This is a genomic window from Flavobacterium arabinosi (assembly GCF_048158725.1).
GTDB classification, from domain to species: domain Bacteria; phylum Bacteroidota; class Bacteroidia; order Flavobacteriales; family Flavobacteriaceae; genus Flavobacterium; species Flavobacterium arabinosi.
In genome coordinates, this window is the sequence record NZ_JBLNKX010000004.1 from 174068 (window position 1) to 190669 (window position 16602).

Annotated in this window: 15 protein-coding genes; 9 read left to right on the forward strand and 6 right to left on the reverse strand. The window is 33.2% G+C overall.

Annotated elements, in window-relative coordinates:
* The first annotated feature begins 54 nt into the window (after positions 1–54).
* The 8 genes from ACM55K_RS09950 to ACM55K_RS09985 all read left to right on the forward strand — a co-directional run bounded on the left by ACM55K_RS09950 (position 55) and on the right by ACM55K_RS09985 (position 9417).
* Positions 55–2532, forward strand: a complete 2478-nt coding sequence (locus tag ACM55K_RS09950; protein ID WP_416850080.1) for a DUF2339 domain-containing protein — start codon at positions 55–57, stop codon at positions 2530–2532.
* Entirely contained in the window at positions 2495–3748 is a 1254-nt protein-coding gene (locus ACM55K_RS09955) for a hypothetical protein (RefSeq protein ID WP_416850081.1), read from the forward strand. The genes ACM55K_RS09950 and ACM55K_RS09955 overlap by 38 nt, the downstream gene beginning before the upstream one ends.
* A gap of 342 nt (positions 3749–4090) precedes the next feature.
* Positions 4091–4858, forward strand: a complete 768-nt coding sequence (locus tag ACM55K_RS09960) for a ParA family protein (protein ID WP_132071801.1) — start codon at positions 4091–4093, stop codon at positions 4856–4858.
* 4 nt (positions 4859–4862) lie between these two features.
* Positions 4863–5762, forward strand: coding sequence for a ParB/RepB/Spo0J family partition protein (locus ACM55K_RS09965; RefSeq protein ID WP_416845317.1), 900 nt, complete (start codon positions 4863–4865; stop codon positions 5760–5762).
* The gene (locus ACM55K_RS09970; RefSeq protein ID WP_416850082.1) at positions 5762–6325 is read left to right on the forward strand and encodes a DUF5683 domain-containing protein; all 564 of its coding nucleotides are present in this window, start codon (positions 5762–5764) and stop codon (positions 6323–6325) included. The genes ACM55K_RS09965 and ACM55K_RS09970 overlap by 1 nt, the downstream gene beginning before the upstream one ends.
* 59 nt (positions 6326–6384) lie before the next feature.
* A complete protein-coding gene (dapB, locus tag ACM55K_RS09975; protein ID WP_416850083.1) occupies positions 6385–7086 on the forward strand; it encodes a 4-hydroxy-tetrahydrodipicolinate reductase in 702 nt (233 codons plus the stop codon).
* Between the two features lie 59 nt (positions 7087–7145).
* Positions 7146–8696: a signal peptidase I gene (gene lepB / locus ACM55K_RS09980; RefSeq protein WP_416850084.1), complete on the forward strand. Its 1551-nt coding sequence runs from the start codon at positions 7146–7148 to the stop codon at positions 8694–8696.
* A 100-nt stretch (positions 8697–8796) separates the two neighbouring features.
* Positions 8797–9417 carry a WbqC family protein gene (locus ACM55K_RS09985; protein ID WP_416850085.1) on the forward strand — a complete coding sequence of 207 codons (621 nt, stop codon included), beginning with the start codon at positions 8797–8799 and terminating at the stop codon, positions 9415–9417.
* 12 nt (positions 9418–9429) lie between these two features.
* On the opposite strand, the gene ACM55K_RS09990 is transcribed toward ACM55K_RS09985, so the two are convergent.
* Genes ACM55K_RS09990 through mutL form a run of 4 tightly spaced genes read right to left on the reverse strand, consistent with a single transcriptional unit; the run spans position 9430 to position 13978 of the window.
* Positions 9430–10482, reverse strand: a complete 1053-nt coding sequence (locus ACM55K_RS09990) for an endonuclease/exonuclease/phosphatase family protein (protein ID WP_416850086.1) — start codon at positions 10480–10482, stop codon at positions 9430–9432.
* 35 nt (positions 10483–10517) lie between these two features.
* Entirely contained in the window at positions 10518–11384 is an 867-nt protein-coding gene (locus tag ACM55K_RS09995; RefSeq protein WP_416850087.1) for a rhomboid family intramembrane serine protease, read from the reverse strand.
* 9 nt (positions 11385–11393) lie between these two features.
* The gene (locus ACM55K_RS10000; RefSeq protein WP_416850088.1) at positions 11394–12140 is read right to left on the reverse strand and encodes a rhomboid family intramembrane serine protease; all 747 of its coding nucleotides are present in this window, start codon (positions 12138–12140) and stop codon (positions 11394–11396) included.
* Complete coding sequence (gene mutL, locus ACM55K_RS10005) at positions 12137–13978, reverse strand: DNA mismatch repair endonuclease MutL (RefSeq protein WP_416850089.1); 1842 nt, start codon at positions 13976–13978, stop codon at positions 12137–12139. The genes ACM55K_RS10000 and mutL overlap by 4 nt, the downstream gene beginning before the upstream one ends.
* 396 nt (positions 13979–14374) lie before the next feature.
* On the opposite strand from mutL, the gene ACM55K_RS10010 reads away from it, so the two are divergent.
* Entirely contained in the window at positions 14375–14947 is a 573-nt protein-coding gene (locus ACM55K_RS10010) for a YciE/YciF ferroxidase family protein (RefSeq protein ID WP_416850090.1), read from the forward strand.
* Positions 14948–15126: 179 nt separating this feature from the next.
* Here ACM55K_RS10010 and ribH read toward each other — a convergent pair whose 3' ends face one another.
* Together ribH and ACM55K_RS10020 are read right to left on the reverse strand one after the other, a co-directional pair.
* Positions 15127–15702: a 6,7-dimethyl-8-ribityllumazine synthase gene (gene ribH, locus ACM55K_RS10015; protein WP_416850091.1), complete on the reverse strand. Its 576-nt coding sequence runs from the start codon at positions 15700–15702 to the stop codon at positions 15127–15129.
* 98 nt (positions 15703–15800) lie between these two features.
* A complete protein-coding gene (locus ACM55K_RS10020; RefSeq protein ID WP_416850092.1) occupies positions 15801–16574 on the reverse strand; it encodes a tetratricopeptide repeat protein in 774 nt (257 codons plus the stop codon).
* Positions 16575–16602: the final 28 nt, after the last annotated feature.

Here is a 16602-nt window from a genome sequence, read left to right on the forward strand (position 1 = left end):
ACAATCACAAAATGTTTATATATTTACAAATCATAACATTTTATACTTTGTTCTATGGAAATTTTTCTTTTGGTTGCCATATTTAGTTTATTGTTTTACATCTTTACGACATTCAAGAACCGATTTGATCAAGTTGAAGAGCGATTTGATGAACTGAACAAAAAAATTTCTTTATTGAAAATAACCGATAGGCCTACAGAGAAAAATGTGGCTCCCGCAGTTCCAATTATTGAAAAAGAAATACCTAAAGCAACTTTTGAACAAGCAAAACCGGTGCCTTTCGAGCCTGCCATAAAAGAGGAGGAAACGAAAAAAGTCATTTTTTCTATAGATAGTACGCAGCGAGAACCAAAATCTATTGAACCAAAAATAGCTGTCCCTATACTTCCACAAAAAACATTTTGGGAAAATTTCAAGGAAAACAATCCAGATTTAGAGAAATTTATTGGTGAAAACCTAATCAACAAACTTGGTGTCTTAATTCTTGTTTTAGGAATTAGCTATTTTGTGAAATATGCAATAGACAAAGATTGGATTAATGAACCGGCGCGTGTAGGAATTGGTGTTTTGTGTGGCGTATTAGTTATGGGAATTGCACATAAACTGCGACAAAATCATGCTGCTTTTAGCTCTGTTATTGTCGCTGGCGCTATTGCTATTTTCTATTTTACGATTGGTATCGCTTTTCACGATTACCACTTATTTAATCAGAGTATCGCATTCGGAATCATGGTGGTAATAACTGCTTTTAGTGCTCTAATATCACTTTCTTACAACAGAATTGAACTAGCGGTCCTTTCCCTGATCGGCGGATTTGCAGTTCCTTTTATGGTGAGTACAGGAGAAGGCAATTATGTAGTTTTATTTAGCTATATACTTATTTTAAACATAGGAATTCTCGCTTTGGCCTATCATAAAAAATGGAATTTGGTAAATGTACTTGCTTATATTTTTACCGTTTTATTGTATGGAGGTTGGTTATTTAAAGAAATTGAGAATGACAAACCACATTATTTGGGAGCATTAGTATTTGCGTTTACTTTTTATTTTATTTTCATTTTGATGAATATCATCAATAACACAAGAACAAAAGGAGAGTTTTCTAAAACAGAATTAGTAATTCTGGCCAGCAATACCTTTTTGTTTTATGGAGCCGGAATGGCAATTCTAACAAATTATCATCCCGAATTCAGAGGATTATTCACCACCATAATTGGATTACTTAATTTGGTTTATGCTTGGTTTTTATATAAGAAATTTGGATTAGACAAAAAAGCAGTTTACTTGCTTATCGGGATGACATTAACGTTTGTTACTCTTGCAATCCCTATTCAATTTGAAGGCAATTATATCACTTTATTCTGGACTGCCGAAGCCATTTTATTATTATGGCTTTCGCAAAAATCAAAAACCACAGGTTATCGATTTGGCTCTGCAATCGTTCATTTTCTAATGATTATCAGCTTGATAATGGATTGGAATAAATTTTACGGAGGCATTTCAACGCTAAACATAATTATCAATCCCATATTCGGTACCGGAATATTTGCAATAACTTCTTTATTTGCTGTTTATTATTTATTGAAACATGAAACTGAAAAAACCAATCTCCTTGGTTTTACCTTTAATCCTGAAAAATACAGAAAATATATTTTTGGATTGGGAATTGTTGTTTCCTATTTTACTGGATTTTTAGAAGTGGGCTGTCAATCAGATGATTATATCAAAAATATAAATGCTTCAGCAGCGTTTCCAGTGGTCTATCATTTGCTGTTTTTGGCAATACTGTCAACTTATCTGATAAAAAAGAAAACGGATTCAGGATTTAAGATCGCAACAGTAATTGCAATCAGCAACATTATTTTATTCGCATTCTGGTTCTCAAAATATGCTTTCAATGAACATCAAGAAATTATAAGTGCCGGAAAAGGGCAACCAATTGCGTTTTATTTACATTATTTTTCGTTGTTTCTCATTATTTATTTTGGATTCCAATTGTACCAAATAAATAAGAAACAAGTAGTTTTTGAAATGTTCAACAAGAAAATGTACGCTTGGATTGCTGCTTTTTTCGTCATTTATATCGCCAGTACAGAAATAATGCTTCACGGATTGGTGTTGCTTAATTCACCTGTCACCATCCAAGACGTTCAATCAAGTAGCCTGTATGCTGATTACAAAGCAGATTTAAATTATATTAGAGACACCATTGCTATAGAAACGATAGATATCGCCCGAACTAAAATAACCAAAACTGGCTATCCAATTCTTTGGGGAATCTTGGCTTTTGTTTTCCTAATTGTCGGAATAAAAAAACAACAAAAAAACCTTCGAATTATTGCTTTGGCTTTGCTTGGATTAACGATTTTAAAATTATTCTTGTTCGATATCAGCAATATTTCCGAAACGGGAAAAATCATATCGTTCATACTGCTAGGAATCCTGATTTTGATTATTTCTTTTGTCTATCAAAAAATAAAAGTTCTAGTTATAGATGAAAATAAACGCAATGAAACTAATGAAACTAAATAATTTTCTGATACTATTATTTTTGACAAACCTTTCGTTTGGACAACATAAGACAACTGCAAAAATAAAAATAGTTGCTAATGATGGCTTGCATAAAATGGTTTTACCACCTGCTATTCGGTCTTTTTCTAAAGAAGACTTAAGTGATTTCAGGATTTTTGATACCAAAGGAAATGAGGTACCCTATTTTATAATTCAAAATGAAAAAAAAACTTCCCCAAACACTTTTGAAGAATATTCAATACTGTCAAAAACTGTTGTGCCTAAAAAAAGCTCTTCGATTGTCATCAAAAATCCTTCGGCTACAAATATCAACCGAATTTCACTTTCTATAGCCAATTCAGATGTAGTAAAAACGTATTCTATCTCTGGAAGCGATGACCAAAAAGAATGGTTTGGTTTATCAAATTCACAAGAATTAGGAGATTTGAATAGTACCGATAAAAACAGTGTTATCAAAACCATTTCATTTCCGCTTTCCTCCTATCGCTTTTTAAAAATAGATTTCAACGATAAAAAAACCTTAGCGATCAATATTCTGAAAGCGGGAAATTTTAACAACCAAGTTCAAAATAATTTGTTGCAACAAATTATTCCTAAAAGCAGTTCTATAACGCAACTTCCAAACGAAAAGAAAACACAAATCCATCTTGTTTTTGATGCACCACAAGTTATAAACCAACTCGTTTTTGATATTACAGAACCTACGCATTATAAACGAAATGCCAGCATTTATAAAAATGTAACGCGAAAAATTAAGCATAAAACAGAAACCTATCAAGAAAATAGTACCAATTTCGAATTGAGTTCTGACACAAAAAACACATTCAATATTTCGCAAATGTTTGAAAAAGAGTTTTTTATAACGATAGAAAATCAAGATAACCAACCCTTGACTATTTCTGCAATCAAATGCAATCAAATCCCTGTCACGATAATTGCCGATTTAAAAGCAAATGAAAAATATACCATCAAAACAGGAAATCCAAATTTATACGCTCCACAATACGATCTTTCCAATTTCAAAAATAATATTGCCACAACTTTACCCCAAACCATAATTTATGAAATAAAACAAACAATTAAAGCCCAAAACGAAATTCAAGAAAAATCTTTCTGGCAGCAATCTTGGTTCATGTGGCTTTGTATTACATTAGGTGGCATTGCTATTTTATACTTTACTACAAGTCTGGTAAAAGACATGAAGAGTACGGATTAAATCCTGAAAACCTATGGTTAATTTTTTCAGAATAATTCTTAGCTAATAATAGTTATCCAATCTTCCCTAGCCCAGATGGCAGTGAAAAGCTTCGCAGAACAACTCCCTATTTTTTCTTGACAAAAAAGAGCGACCAAAGGAAGCTCCTTTTATGGCTTTAGAAAAAGGGTGTAGTTCAAGAACTTGAAATGAACAGCTGGAATAGCTCCCGAAAATCATATCCGTTTTAAAAATTAGAATCTGTCAAATGACGACTAATCAAGCTTTAACAAATGTTAACAAAATAGATTTTTAGAAACCATAAATAATTGTATTTTTACGGTTCAAAATTTAGAAAAATAAATGGGCAAAATCATCGCGATTGCTAATCAAAAAGGTGGAGTTGGAAAGACTACAACGTCTGTAAATCTTGCCGCTTCATTGGGTGTTTTAGAAAAGAAAGTGTTACTTATTGATGCTGATCCCCAGGCAAATGCCTCTTCAGGATTGGGTATTGATGTTGAATCTGTTGAAATAGGTACGTATCAAATTCTGGAACATAGTCATACGCCGAAAGAGGCCATCATAAAATGTTCTGCTCCAAATGTGGATGTAATTCCATCACATATTGACCTTGTTGCTATTGAAATCGAATTAGTCGATAAAGAAAACAGGGAATATATGCTTAAAAAAGCATTGGAAAGTGTCAAAGATGACTATGATTATATCATCATCGATTGTGCGCCTTCTCTTGGATTACTTACCTTGAACGCTTTGACTGCTGCTGATTCTGTAATTATTCCTATTCAATGTGAGTATTTTGCATTAGAAGGTTTAGGAAAGTTACTAAACACAATAAAAAGTATCCAAAAAATTCACAATCCCGATTTAGACATTGAAGGGTTATTATTGACCATGTTTGACTCGAGATTGCGTTTATCAAACCAAGTAGTTGAAGAAGTTCAAAAACATTTCAACGACATGGTTTTTGACACCATTATTCAAAGGAATGTAAAACTGAGCGAAGCACCAAGCTTTGGAGAAAGTATAATAAACTACGATGCGACAAGCAAAGGAGCTACTAATTACTTACATCTTGCTCAAGAAGTTATAAAGAAAAACAGTAAATAGTTTTATGGCAAAAGCACTAAAAAAACAAGCCTTAGGAAGAGGATTATCTGCATTGTTAAAAGATCCGGAAAACGATATAAAATCCGTAAACGATAAAAATGCCGATAAAGTTGTAGGAAATATTATTGAGCTTGAAATTGATGCGATTGAAATAAATCCGTTTCAGCCCAGAAGCAATTTCAATGAGGAATCGTTGAGAGAACTAGCGACTTCTATCAAAGAATTAGGCGTTATTCAGCCCATTACCGTACGTAAATTAGACTTCAATAAATACCAATTGATTTCGGGTGAGCGTCGTCTTCGTGCGTCAACTCTTGTGGGATTGACTACCGTTCCTGCTTACATCCGTATTGCAAATGATAATGAATCGCTAGTTATGGCCTTGGTTGAAAATATTCAGCGCCATGATTTAGATCCAATAGAGATTGCACTTTCGTACCAACGGTTAATTGATGAAATTCAGCTGACTCAAGAACAAATGAGTGAGCGTGTAGGAAAAAAACGTTCTACAATTGCCAATTATTTGAGACTTTTAAAATTAGACCCGATAATCCAAACCGGAATTCGTGATGGTTTTATCAGTATGGGCCATGGTCGTGCGATAATCAACATTGAAGATCAAGACATTCAAACTGATATTTATCAAAAAATCGTTAGTCAAAACCTTTCGGTTCGCGACACTGAAGCTTTGGTGAAAAACTATCAGGAAAGTTTAAAACCAAAACCTGCCGGCAAACCTAAAGCGGCTTCGTTTGAAATTGCAGATGCTCACAAAAGCACTTTTACAAATTATTTTGGAACTAAAGTCGATGTAAAAGTAGCCGGAAACGGTAAAGGAAAAATCACCATTCCATTTCACTCCGAAGAAGACTTCAACAGAATTATTAAACTAATAAACGAGTAGTGCATAAAATCATTTTCATAGGTCTATTCCTCTTTATAACAGGAAACGCTACTGTTTTTGCACAATCAAAAACTCAGGATGCGGTTCTGATAGCAAAAGACACTGTGAAATCGAATGATATCGATCCTTTAACCCCTGCAAAAGCGGCCTTTTATTCGGCAGTGCTACCAGGACTTGGACAAGCTTACAACAAAAAATACTGGAAAATACCTCTTGTTTACGGCGCTATGGGAACTAGCCTTTATTATTACATTAGCAATAATAAAAAGTACCATCAATATAGAGATGCTTATAAACGAAGACTGGAGGGGTATACAGATGACAATTTTACGTATCTGGATAATACGAGATTGATTGCCGGACAAAAATTTTATCAGAGAAATAGGGATTTGTCGGCATTGATAACTTTAGGTTTCTATGTTCTAAATATTGTGGATGCCAATGTGGATGCTGCTCTTTTGCAATTTAATGTGGATGAAAACTTATCCGTAAGACCAAATATTTATCCAAATGATGTAACATTCAAAACAAACTTCGGACTAACTCTTAACTATAACTTTTAACCGCAGGTCGATACGACTTGTCAGGTTAGTGTTTATTTAAATTTAAAAAAATAAAACAAATGAAAATTGCGCTTTTAGGATACGGAAAAATGGGTCAGGTAATAGAAAGAATTGCTCTTGAAAGAGGTCATGAAATCGTTTTGAAAAAGGATGAATTCAACACTTATGAAGGGCTTTCAAATGCTGATGTGGCTATTGATTTCAGTGTCCCAACAGCTGCTGTAAGCAATATTTCCAGTTGTTTTCACGCTAACGTACCTGTGATTTCAGGAACGACTGGTTGGTTAGAACATTATGATGAAATGCTCGCTCTATGCGCAGCAAAAAATGGCGCATTTATTTCTAGTTCAAATTTCAGTTTAGGTGTAAATATTTTCTTTGAACTCAATGAGTATTTGGCTAAAATAATGTCAAAATTTGACAGCTACACAGTAGAAATGGAAGAAATTCATCATACTCAAAAACTGGATGCACCAAGTGGAACTGCAATTTCATTAGCAAAAGGAGTAATTGAAAATAGTAATTACACTAATTGGACATTAGAAAATCCCGAAGTGAATCAAATTTATATCGATACCAAAAGAACTGGGACTGTTCCTGGAACTCATACGGTAACTTATAATTCAGTTGTAGATGCTATCGAAATCAAACATACCGCACACAATCGGGAAGGTTTTGCACTTGGAGCCGTAATTGCAGCAGAGTGGATAGTAGGCAAACAAGGTGTTTTTACAATGAAAGACGTTTTAAATTTAAAATAAAATTGTTTCAATTTAAGCTAGTTTCGAATGAAACAACTTTAAACTTTAAATAAAAAATTATGACAGCATATCAATGGTTTGTGTTTTTTCTAATCATGCAAGTAGTCCACTTTTTAGGAACTTGGAAATTATACGAAAGTGCAGGTAGAAAACGTTGGGAAGCAGCTATTCCTGTTTATAATGCTATTGTTTTAATGAAAATAATTGGTCGCCCAACTTGGTGGACAGTTTTACTTTTCATCCCAATTATTAACCTAATTATGTTCCCAGTAATTTGGGTTGAAACCTTAAGGAGTTTTGGAAAAAAATCTTCTTTAGATACTTTTTTAGGTATTGTGACTTTTGGATTCTATATCTATTATGTCAACTATACCCAAAAATTAGATTACATAGCAGACAGAAGTTTACATCCTGAAAATAAAACGGCAGAAACAATTAGTTCGTTACTTTTTGCAGTTATCGTAGCTACTTTAGTTCATACGTATTTTATTCAGCCATACACCATTCCTACATCATCACTAGAGAAATCATTATTAATTGGCGATTTTTTATTTGTAAGCAAAATGAATTATGGAGCAAGAGTCCCTATGACTACAGTGGCTTTGCCAATGGTTCACGATTCAATTCCTTTGACCAAAAGTAAATCTTATCTTACTTGGCCACAATTGCCTTATTTGAGATTACCTGGTATTCAAAACATAAACCGAACCGACATAGTGGTTTTCAACTGGCCCGTAGATACTGTTTATAAATTTTTTGACACATCAAAAAGAAGAGCTTACAAACCAGTAGATAAAAAATCGAATTATGTAAAAAGATGTGTTGGTATTCCTGGTGATAGCTTGTCTATAAAAGACGGGATTGTTTACATAAACGGAAAAATATTACAATTACCGGAAAGAGCTAAACCGCAATTTTCATATGCAGTTGCACTAGACGGAAAAACACCAATCGATTTTGAATCTTTATTAAAAGAGTTAGATATTACGGACGATGCAGGGTTTAAAACTGACTTAAGAGACACTTTATTCTTAAAAGCACTTACTGCAGCCGGAGCAGAAAGATTAAAAAATGTTCCCGGTGTTGTATCCGTAACAAGACAAATTTCAAAAGGTGTTGAAGGAGGTATATTCCCTCATATCAACAAATGGAACCGCGATAATTTTGGTCCAATTTATGTTCCACAAAAAGGGAAAACGGTTTCTTTAACTACTGAAACACTGCCGTTTTACAGAATGATTATTTCTGAATATGAGAAAAAAGATTTAAAAGTAAATGGAAGTGAAATTAGAATTGATGGTAAGGTAGTTAACAGCTATACTTTCGATCAAAACTATTATTGGATGATGGGAGACAACCGTCATAACTCTGAAGATAGTCGTTATTGGGGTTATGTCCCTGAAGATCACATCGTAGGAAAACCAATTTTTATATGGCTAAGCATAGACCCTCATGGAAAAGGACTCAATAAAGTTCGTTGGAATAGAGTTTTCACAACTGTTAGCGGTGAAGGTCAACCGCAATCTTATTTTAAATTATTCCTTCTTGCCTTAGTAGCCTTCTTTGTTGGAGAATATTTTTGGAAAAAAAGAAAAGAGAAAAAAGATTAATTTGAGGATTGGTTAATCAAAAAATTTCATAATACACAACTAAAGTCATAATTTCAATAAAATGTTTTTATGACTTTTGTTTTTAAAATACTTTCAAAAGATGAACACTTTATTACATCCAACCTATTTTCCATCAATTAGTCATTTTGTGGCTATGGCACAGGCTGAAAGTATTACGTTTGAAATTGAAGATAATTTCCAAAAACAAACCAATCGCAATCGCACTTATATTTACAGTCCAAATGGAATTCAGTTATTAAATATTCCAGTAAAACATTCGAAAGAAAATCATCAAAAGACAAAAGATATAAAAATAGAAACCGATTTTGATTGGCAAAAACAACATTTCAAATCACTGGAAGCGGCGTATAGAAGTTCTCCCTTTTTTGAATTTTTCGAGGATGACTTACGTCCAATTTTTGAAAAAAAACACATCTTTTTATTGGATTTAAATTTTGAATCTTTAGCTGTTCTAACTAAATGTTTGCGTTTTAAAATCGAATATTCAACTACAACTGAATACTTTCATGAAGTTGACACAGCCGTAATAAATGACTTTAGAGGTTTAGTAGACGGAAAAAAAGACAAATCCATATTTGAACCTTACACTCAGGTTTTCGATGATAAACATGGATTTATTAACAATCTAAGTGTTCTGGATTTATTATTTAATGAAGGAAAATATGCCGTGGAGTATTTGAAAAAACAAAAACTTTTATAATTAGGATTATAATTATTCCTGTTCAAAAGACAGTCTTGCCATAATAGGAAAATGATCTGAATTTATAAATTCAGGGAAGTTTTCAAATTTCTTGACCGTAATTTTTTCATCAGCAAAGATATAATCAATTCGCGCCGGATAGTACCGAAACTTATACGTTTCTCCAAAACCTTTTCCTGCTTCTTCAAAACTATCTTTTAGCTTTCCTTTTATACCTCTGTAAACATACGAAAAAGCGCTATTATTCATATCCCCACAAATGACAATTGGATATTCACAACCTTTAACATGATCTTTTAGCTTCTCAGCTTGTTCTTGTTGCTCTTTGAAACCTTCACTAATTCTCATCAGCATCTTTTTTGATTTCTTCTGATTAATCACATCAATATTTTCATCAATTTCATTAACATCGGGAGATATTTTCAATGATTGCAAATGCATATTGTACACTCTGATGATATCCTTTCCTTTTTTAATATCAACAAAAACAATATTGTTAGTCGTATTCGCAAAAACAATATTTCCCTGATTAATAATGGGGAATTTAGAAAAAATAGCCTGCCCACTTTTAATATTATTTCCATCTGTAAAAATATAGCGGTGCGGATACACTTTAAAATCAATATTGGCTGAAGAAGAGTACTCCTGAATACACAATACATCAGGATTTTTATCATTTATAAAGGTTAAAATTTCAGAAGGAACATCATCTCTATCAATCCACTTAAACACATTGAATAAATGAACATTGTAGCTCATTATAGTAAAATCATTTTCTCCTTTGGGCAATTCGACAGCAGAAAATTTATAGAATTTATTGATAAAAGTAATTCCGATCAACAAAACCAGACCAGAGACAATCATTCGCTTTTTGAATTGAAGAGCCCAATAAACAAAAAACAATCCATTTATAATAAAGAAAAGAGGCATAAAAAGCGTTAACACTGATAGAAGAGGGAACGATTTTGGTGCTAAAAAAGGAAAAACATAAGCAATGAAAGTCATTACAGCGAGCGCTATATTAAATACAAACATTACTTTATTGAACCATGAAAGGTTTTTCATTTTTTATTTTTTTCTGCAAACTAAAAACTGCTATTCTATTTGCCCGCTTTGAACAAAAATTCTTTTTCTTCTTTGGTCAGACTATCATAACCTGATTGACTTATTTTATCTAAAATTTCATCAATTTGTTGCTGTGCTTTATCTTTGGCTATTATTCTTGAAGGACTTTTTTCAACTGGCTTGCTATAATTTTTGTGTACTTTTTTAAACGGTGTAGATGCATTTTTTTTGAACAAATTTGTAAAAAAATCTAGAATACGAGAAACCATTTTACTTAAATCAATCCCGTTTTGAAGCAATTTAATGAAAATAAAACCAAAAAAAGCTCCTGAAAGATGAGAAATATGCCCTCCTGTATTTCCTAATCTGAATTGCATTAAATCAATCAAAATAATCACAAAAGTGATGTGCCATAATTTCACATTACCAATGAGCAACAATCGAATATTCATCAAAGGATGATACGTTGTTGTAGCTACCAAAACAGCCATGATTGCAGCCGAAGCGCCAACAATGGATGAACTTAAATTTAAAAAACAATAACCAGCTACAAAAGCTATCCCGGCAAATATAGCACTCAATAAATACAATCCTAAGTATTGCTTTGGTGTAAAAAAAGTCAAAAACAAACTACTTGAAAAATTCAAAACCATCATATTAAAAAACAAATGCCAGAATCCATCATGAAAAAAAGCATAGGTTAGAAAAGTCCAGGGTTTTATAATAAAATTAGAAGGCTCTGAAGAAAGCGCAATCCAATTTGGAAAATCAAAGGCACCAACTTTAAATTGATAAAAAAAAAGTAATGAAACTAGAAAACAAAAAACATTCCAATAGATTAACCGTTGGGCTATTCCACCTAATTTATACTGTAATTTCAAGTCATCTAAAATATTACCCATTTTCTTAAATTAATTCCAACGATTACTATTAAACTGATTTTTCTTCCAGTACCACATAATAATGAAACCAAATAAGGCACCTCCAACGTGAGCAAAATGAGCTATTCCACCGCCGCCTCCAAAAATTGATTTTCCTGACACTCCTAAATACAAATCTACTAAAACTAAACCTGGTACAAAATATTTTGCCTTTATTGGCACCGGAATAAACATCAAAGCCAATTCCGCATTAGGAAACATAAAAGCAAAAGCAACAATTACACCATATATAGCTCCAGAAGCTCCAACAACAGTTCCAAAATAGGCACTTACGAAATTTTGAAAACCGGGACTGTTTAAAATTGGAACTATCTGGTCGTTACCTTTTCCATTTAAAACAGCTAAAATTTCTGTTTTTGAAAATCCTTGACCCATTAGAGAATTTATTCCATCCTGATAGTAATAATAGTTGATTCCTGTATGAAGCAATGCTGCACCTAAGCCACAGGAAATATAGAAAAAGAGAAACTTTTTGCTTCCCCAAATACTTTCTAATGCAGATCCAAAAGAATATAGCGCAAACATGTTGAAGAAAATATGCATAAATCCACCATGCATAAACATGTGTGAAATAGGCTGCCAAACTTGGAAATTTGGATTTTCAGGAAAATACATGGAAAGCATTTTATAAGCTGGATCACCTATAACAAGTGTCCCAACAAAAAACAAAATATTAATAATGATTAATTGCTTAACCGTCTCTGTTACGTTTCTCATAGTGCAAATTTTTTATCTAAATCTTCCACACGCATAGTGATGAAAGTGGGTTTATAAAATGGGGAAACATTAGGGTCTTTACAGGCAAAAAGCCCGTTAACCAAATTTTCCTGTTCTTTTTCTGTAAGGTGTGTTCCTGTTTTTACGGCCAAACTTTTCGCCATAGATTTGGCAATTGTATCATTCTGGCTAAAACTGCTTTCTGGAATCCCGTCTTGTAAATCACTTAATAATTGTTCCAAAACTATTGAGACTTCACTCTCTGTCACGTTCACCGGTATTCCTGAAATGACGATATGATCTGTACTATTTTCTTCGAAAACAAACCCAGTATTCATCAATGAAAGTTGCAATTCAGCAATAAGATCCATTTCGCTTGACGAAAAAAACAAGTTCAATGGAAATAATAACTGCTGACTTGAAGCTTGATTAACCGTCATATTAACCAGCAATTGTTCGTACAAAACACGCTGATGCGCCCGCTGCTGATCCACAATAACCATTCCTGATTTTATGGAGGAGACAATGTATTTTTTATGAATTTGATAGGTTTTATGAACCGCATGCTCCACTTCTTCATCATTGAATAAAGAGGAAGTCACTTCTTCATTTTCGAAAGTAATATGTCCTATTTCATCCGTATCTTGTTTTAAACCTACATACAAACTCTCCCAATTTGCTGTTGGTTCTGGTTTTCTATAACTAGAAAATTGTTTGCTGGGTTTTTCTTCAGAGAACGGATTGAAATTTCCATCCACCTGAATCGTTGGCGTAGCACCTTCTAAATCTTTATAATGATACGGCGTGTCCAAATTAGAATCCCGATCAAAATCCAAAACCGGAGCCACATTAAATTGTCCCAAACTATGTTTTATAGAAGCTCTTAAAATAGCATATAAGGCATGTTCGTCATCAAATTTAATCTCCGTTTTAGTAGGATGAATATTAATATCAATCGTATTGGGCGGCACCGATAAATATAAAAAATAACTAGGTTGCGCACCATCTTTCAAAATTCCGTCATACGCAGCCATAACAGCATGATGCAAATAGCCACTTTTTATAAAACGGTCATTCACAAAGAAAAACTGTTCGCCACGATTTTTCTTGGCAAATTCTGGTTTGCTTACAAATCCCTGAATCGCCACTATTTCTGTTTCTTCCTGAACCGGAACTAATTTTTCATTGGTTTTACCCGAAAAAATATTGACAATACGTTGTCGCAAAGTGGAAGGTGGCAAATTAAACATTTCACTGCCATTGTGATAAAACGTAAAATGAATTTTTGGATGTGCCAAAGCCACACGTTGAAACTCATCAATAATATGGCGGTATTCCACCGTATCGGATTTCAGGAAATTGCGTCGTGCCGGAATATTAAAGAATAAGTTTTTCACTGCAAATGAAGTGCCTTTTGGCAAAACAGCAACATCTTGAGATACAAACTTACTCCCTTCAATTATAATGTGTGTTCCAAGTTCTTCCTGGTCTTGTTTGGTTTTCATTTCTACATGGGCAATCGCCGCAATAGAAGCCAATGCTTCTCCACGAAATCCTTTGGTATGCAAAGAAAATAAATCTTCAGCTTGACGAATTTTGGAAGTGGCATGACGTTCAAAACACAAACGCGCATCAGTTACGCTCATTCCTAAACCATTATCAATCACTTGTACTAATGCCTTTCCTGCATCTTTAATAATTAATTTGATATCTGTTGCTCGGGCATCTACTGCGTTTTCAAGCAACTCTTTGACAACTGAAGCTGGTCGTTGAACGACTTCTCCAGCAGCAATTTGATTGGCAACATGATCAGGAAGTAATTGAATTATACTCGACATTAACAAATTTAGGTTTAAAGTTTATGGTTTAAAAATTTTTAAAACCAAGAACTACAAATTTAATGAATTTCTATTGGGTTTTATTATTAATGTGCTTTTAAAAAAGAAAAATTCACACCCTAAAAATTCGGCCTATACAGCCTCGTTAAGAACTAATTTCAGCAAGTTAACCCTCAAATCTACTGTGATACAAATATTCCGCATATATTATGAAACATCATCTAATTCTAAATCAAAGACTAAAATCCCAAGGCCAATACAAAAATTCAAATACTTGAAAAACAATAACATAAAGTATGAATTTTGAAATTTTTTAACGAAATTATATAACCCTTCTACACCTTTAAAACTTAAATTTGTTATTTCAAACAAGTAAAATAATTAAAAACAACAGTTATGAAAGCAACCAATGAAAAACAAGAAAATGCAAAAGCAGAATCTAAAAAAGGAGCTGTAAAAGCAAAACCAGATGCGGCACAAGGTCTGAGAGATTTTTTTGAAGATGGATTGAAAGACATCTTTTGGGCAGAGCATGCGTTGACGAAAGCTTTGCCAAAAATGGCAAAAAATGCAACTTCATCTAAACTGATTCATGCCTTTGAACACCATTTAAAAGAAACAGAGGAACATGTTGTTCGTTTAGAAAAAGTATTTGAATCTTTGGGCATAAAAGCAGTAGGTAAAAAATGTGATGCGATGGAAGGATTGCTAAAAGAAGCTGATGGCATTATGGAAGAAACCGAAATTGGAGTGGTACGCGATGCAGCAATCATTGCCGCAGCTCAAAAAGTAGAACATTATGAAATTGCCACTTACGGTACTTTGCGTGCTTATGCTGTAACATTAGGTGAAAATAAAGCTGCCACTTTATTGGCTAAAACTCTCGAAGAAGAGAAAAAAACAGACGTATCATTAACCGAAATTGCGCTATCTGATATTAATCTTGAAGCAGCTCATGCACATGAATAATCCTTTGGGTAATGATTTATAATTCATAAAACGGATTTCCACAGATTCTTTAATACTTTATTAATTGCTAATGCCCATATATATATATGGAGAATCTACTATAAATGTATTAGTGACTCAATAAAAAACCTACTCCATTGGAGTAGGTTTTTACTTATGTTTTAATAAAATTGTATTATTTATTCCTTCAACTCTAAAGGCGATCCTTCTTCTATTTGGATAGCTCCTGCAGACAATAAATGTTGATTATCTATTTGATGTGATAATGAAGCTTGTTGACGAATATAAGCCATTTTTATAGCCGCAATAGCCGCTTCAGTCCCTTTATTCCCGTGAATTCCTCCACTTCGATCAATGGATTGTTGCATGGTATTATCAGTCAAAACACAAAAAATAACCGGAATATCAGTTTGTACATTCAAATCTTTAATTCCTTGAGTTACTCCTTCACACACAAAATCAAAATGTTTCGTTTGCCCTTGAATTACACATCCAATAGCAATAACAGCATCTACATTCTGCGTTTGCAACATTTTCTTAGAGCCATAAATAAGTTCAAAGCTTCCAGGAACATTCCACCGAATAATATGCTGTGGTGGAACTTGATTTTCCAAAAGGGCTTCTATAGCACCTTTATAAAGTCCTTCAGTTATAGCATCATTCCATTCTGAAACAACAATCCCAAAGCGAAAATCTTTCGCATTTGGGATTGAATTTTTATCGTAATCAGATAAATTTTTATTTACGGTAGCCATTTGATTTTTGATTATAGAGTTTTGATTTCAGATATTAAAGATAGCATTTTGAAAACAAAAATCTACACTCTTCAATCAGGAATCTTAAATCATTTTTACTATTGTGCCAATCCTATCAAGACGTCAATTGAAGCAGCTTCTGGAGTTGCCTCAAAATTTTCTTTTATATCTGTAAAATATTTTAAAGCATCTACTTTGTTTCCTAACGCTAAAGCTATTTTTCCAGCTTTTAACAAGAAACGTGGTGTTGTAAAATCATTTTTATTTGACTCAGCTGCTTTTACGTAATTTTCTAAAGCTTCTTTTGGTTGATTTTTTTGAGAATAAGCATCCCCTATCGCTCCTTTTGCCAAAGCACCCAAAACAATATCTTCAGATTTAAATTTACCTAAATATTCGATAGCTTCGTTATATTTTCCCGTATTCAAATAAGCCAAACCTGCATAATAATTAGCTAAGTTTCCTGCATCTGTTCCTGAATATTCATCAGCAATTTTTAAAAATCCAAATTTCCCTTCGGAACCATTCAAAGACAACTTATATAATGAATCACTAGCAACTCCGTCAGTAGCTTTTTGAAAATTTTCTTGCGCAACAAACATTTCATTAGCCGCTTCGTCTTGTTTTGGCGTAGCAACAAATTTTTGATATGCTAAATAACCTACAGTAAACAATGCAACACCTGCAACTAATCCAATAATGACTTTTTGATTTCTAGCTACCCAATCCTCAGTTTTTGAAGCTGTTTCGTCTAATGTTGAAAAAACACCGGCTGTTGTGCTGTCTTTTTCATCAATTTTAACCTCTTCAACCGCATCATTTACTTCTTTTTCTTTTGGTGCTTTATATCCTCTTTTACTGTACGTAGCCATTTAATTTTAATTTAGTGAGTCGCAAAAA

Bases quoted from the DNA above. Each gene is read 5' to 3' on its own strand.
- ACM55K_RS09950 (WP_416850080.1), top strand. From the start codon at position 55: ATGGAAATTTTTCTTTTGGTTGCCATATTTAGTTTATTGTTTTACATC.
- ACM55K_RS09955 (WP_416850081.1), top strand. From the start codon at position 2,495: ATGAAAATAAACGCAATGAAACTAATGAAACTAAATAATTTTCTGATA.
- ACM55K_RS09960 (WP_132071801.1), top strand. From the start codon at position 4,091: ATGGGCAAAATCATCGCGATTGCTAATCAAAAAGGTGGAGTTGGAAAG.
- ACM55K_RS09965 (WP_416845317.1), top strand. From the start codon at position 4,863: ATGGCAAAAGCACTAAAAAAACAAGCCTTAGGAAGAGGATTATCTGCA.
- dapB (WP_416850083.1), top strand. From the start codon at position 6,385: ATGAAAATTGCGCTTTTAGGATACGGAAAAATGGGTCAGGTAATAGAA.
- lepB (WP_416850084.1), top strand. From the start codon at position 7,146: ATGACAGCATATCAATGGTTTGTGTTTTTTCTAATCATGCAAGTAGTC.
- ACM55K_RS09985 (WP_416850085.1), top strand. From the start codon at position 8,797: ATGAACACTTTATTACATCCAACCTATTTTCCATCAATTAGTCATTTT.
- ACM55K_RS09990 (WP_416850086.1), bottom strand. From the start codon at position 10,482: ATGAAAAACCTTTCATGGTTCAATAAAGTAATGTTTGTATTTAATATA.
- ACM55K_RS09995 (WP_416850087.1), bottom strand. From the start codon at position 11,384: ATGGGTAATATTTTAGATGACTTGAAATTACAGTATAAATTAGGTGGA.
- ACM55K_RS10000 (WP_416850088.1), bottom strand. From the start codon at position 12,140: ATGAGAAACGTAACAGAGACGGTTAAGCAATTAATCATTATTAATATT.
- mutL (WP_416850089.1), bottom strand. From the start codon at position 13,978: ATGTCGAGTATAATTCAATTACTTCCTGATCATGTTGCCAATCAAATT.
- ACM55K_RS10010 (WP_416850090.1), top strand. From the start codon at position 14,375: ATGAAAGCAACCAATGAAAAACAAGAAAATGCAAAAGCAGAATCTAAA.
- ribH (WP_416850091.1), bottom strand. From the start codon at position 15,702: ATGGCTACCGTAAATAAAAATTTATCTGATTACGATAAAAATTCAATC.
- ACM55K_RS10020 (WP_416850092.1), bottom strand. From the start codon at position 16,574: ATGGCTACGTACAGTAAAAGAGGATATAAAGCACCAAAAGAAAAAGAA.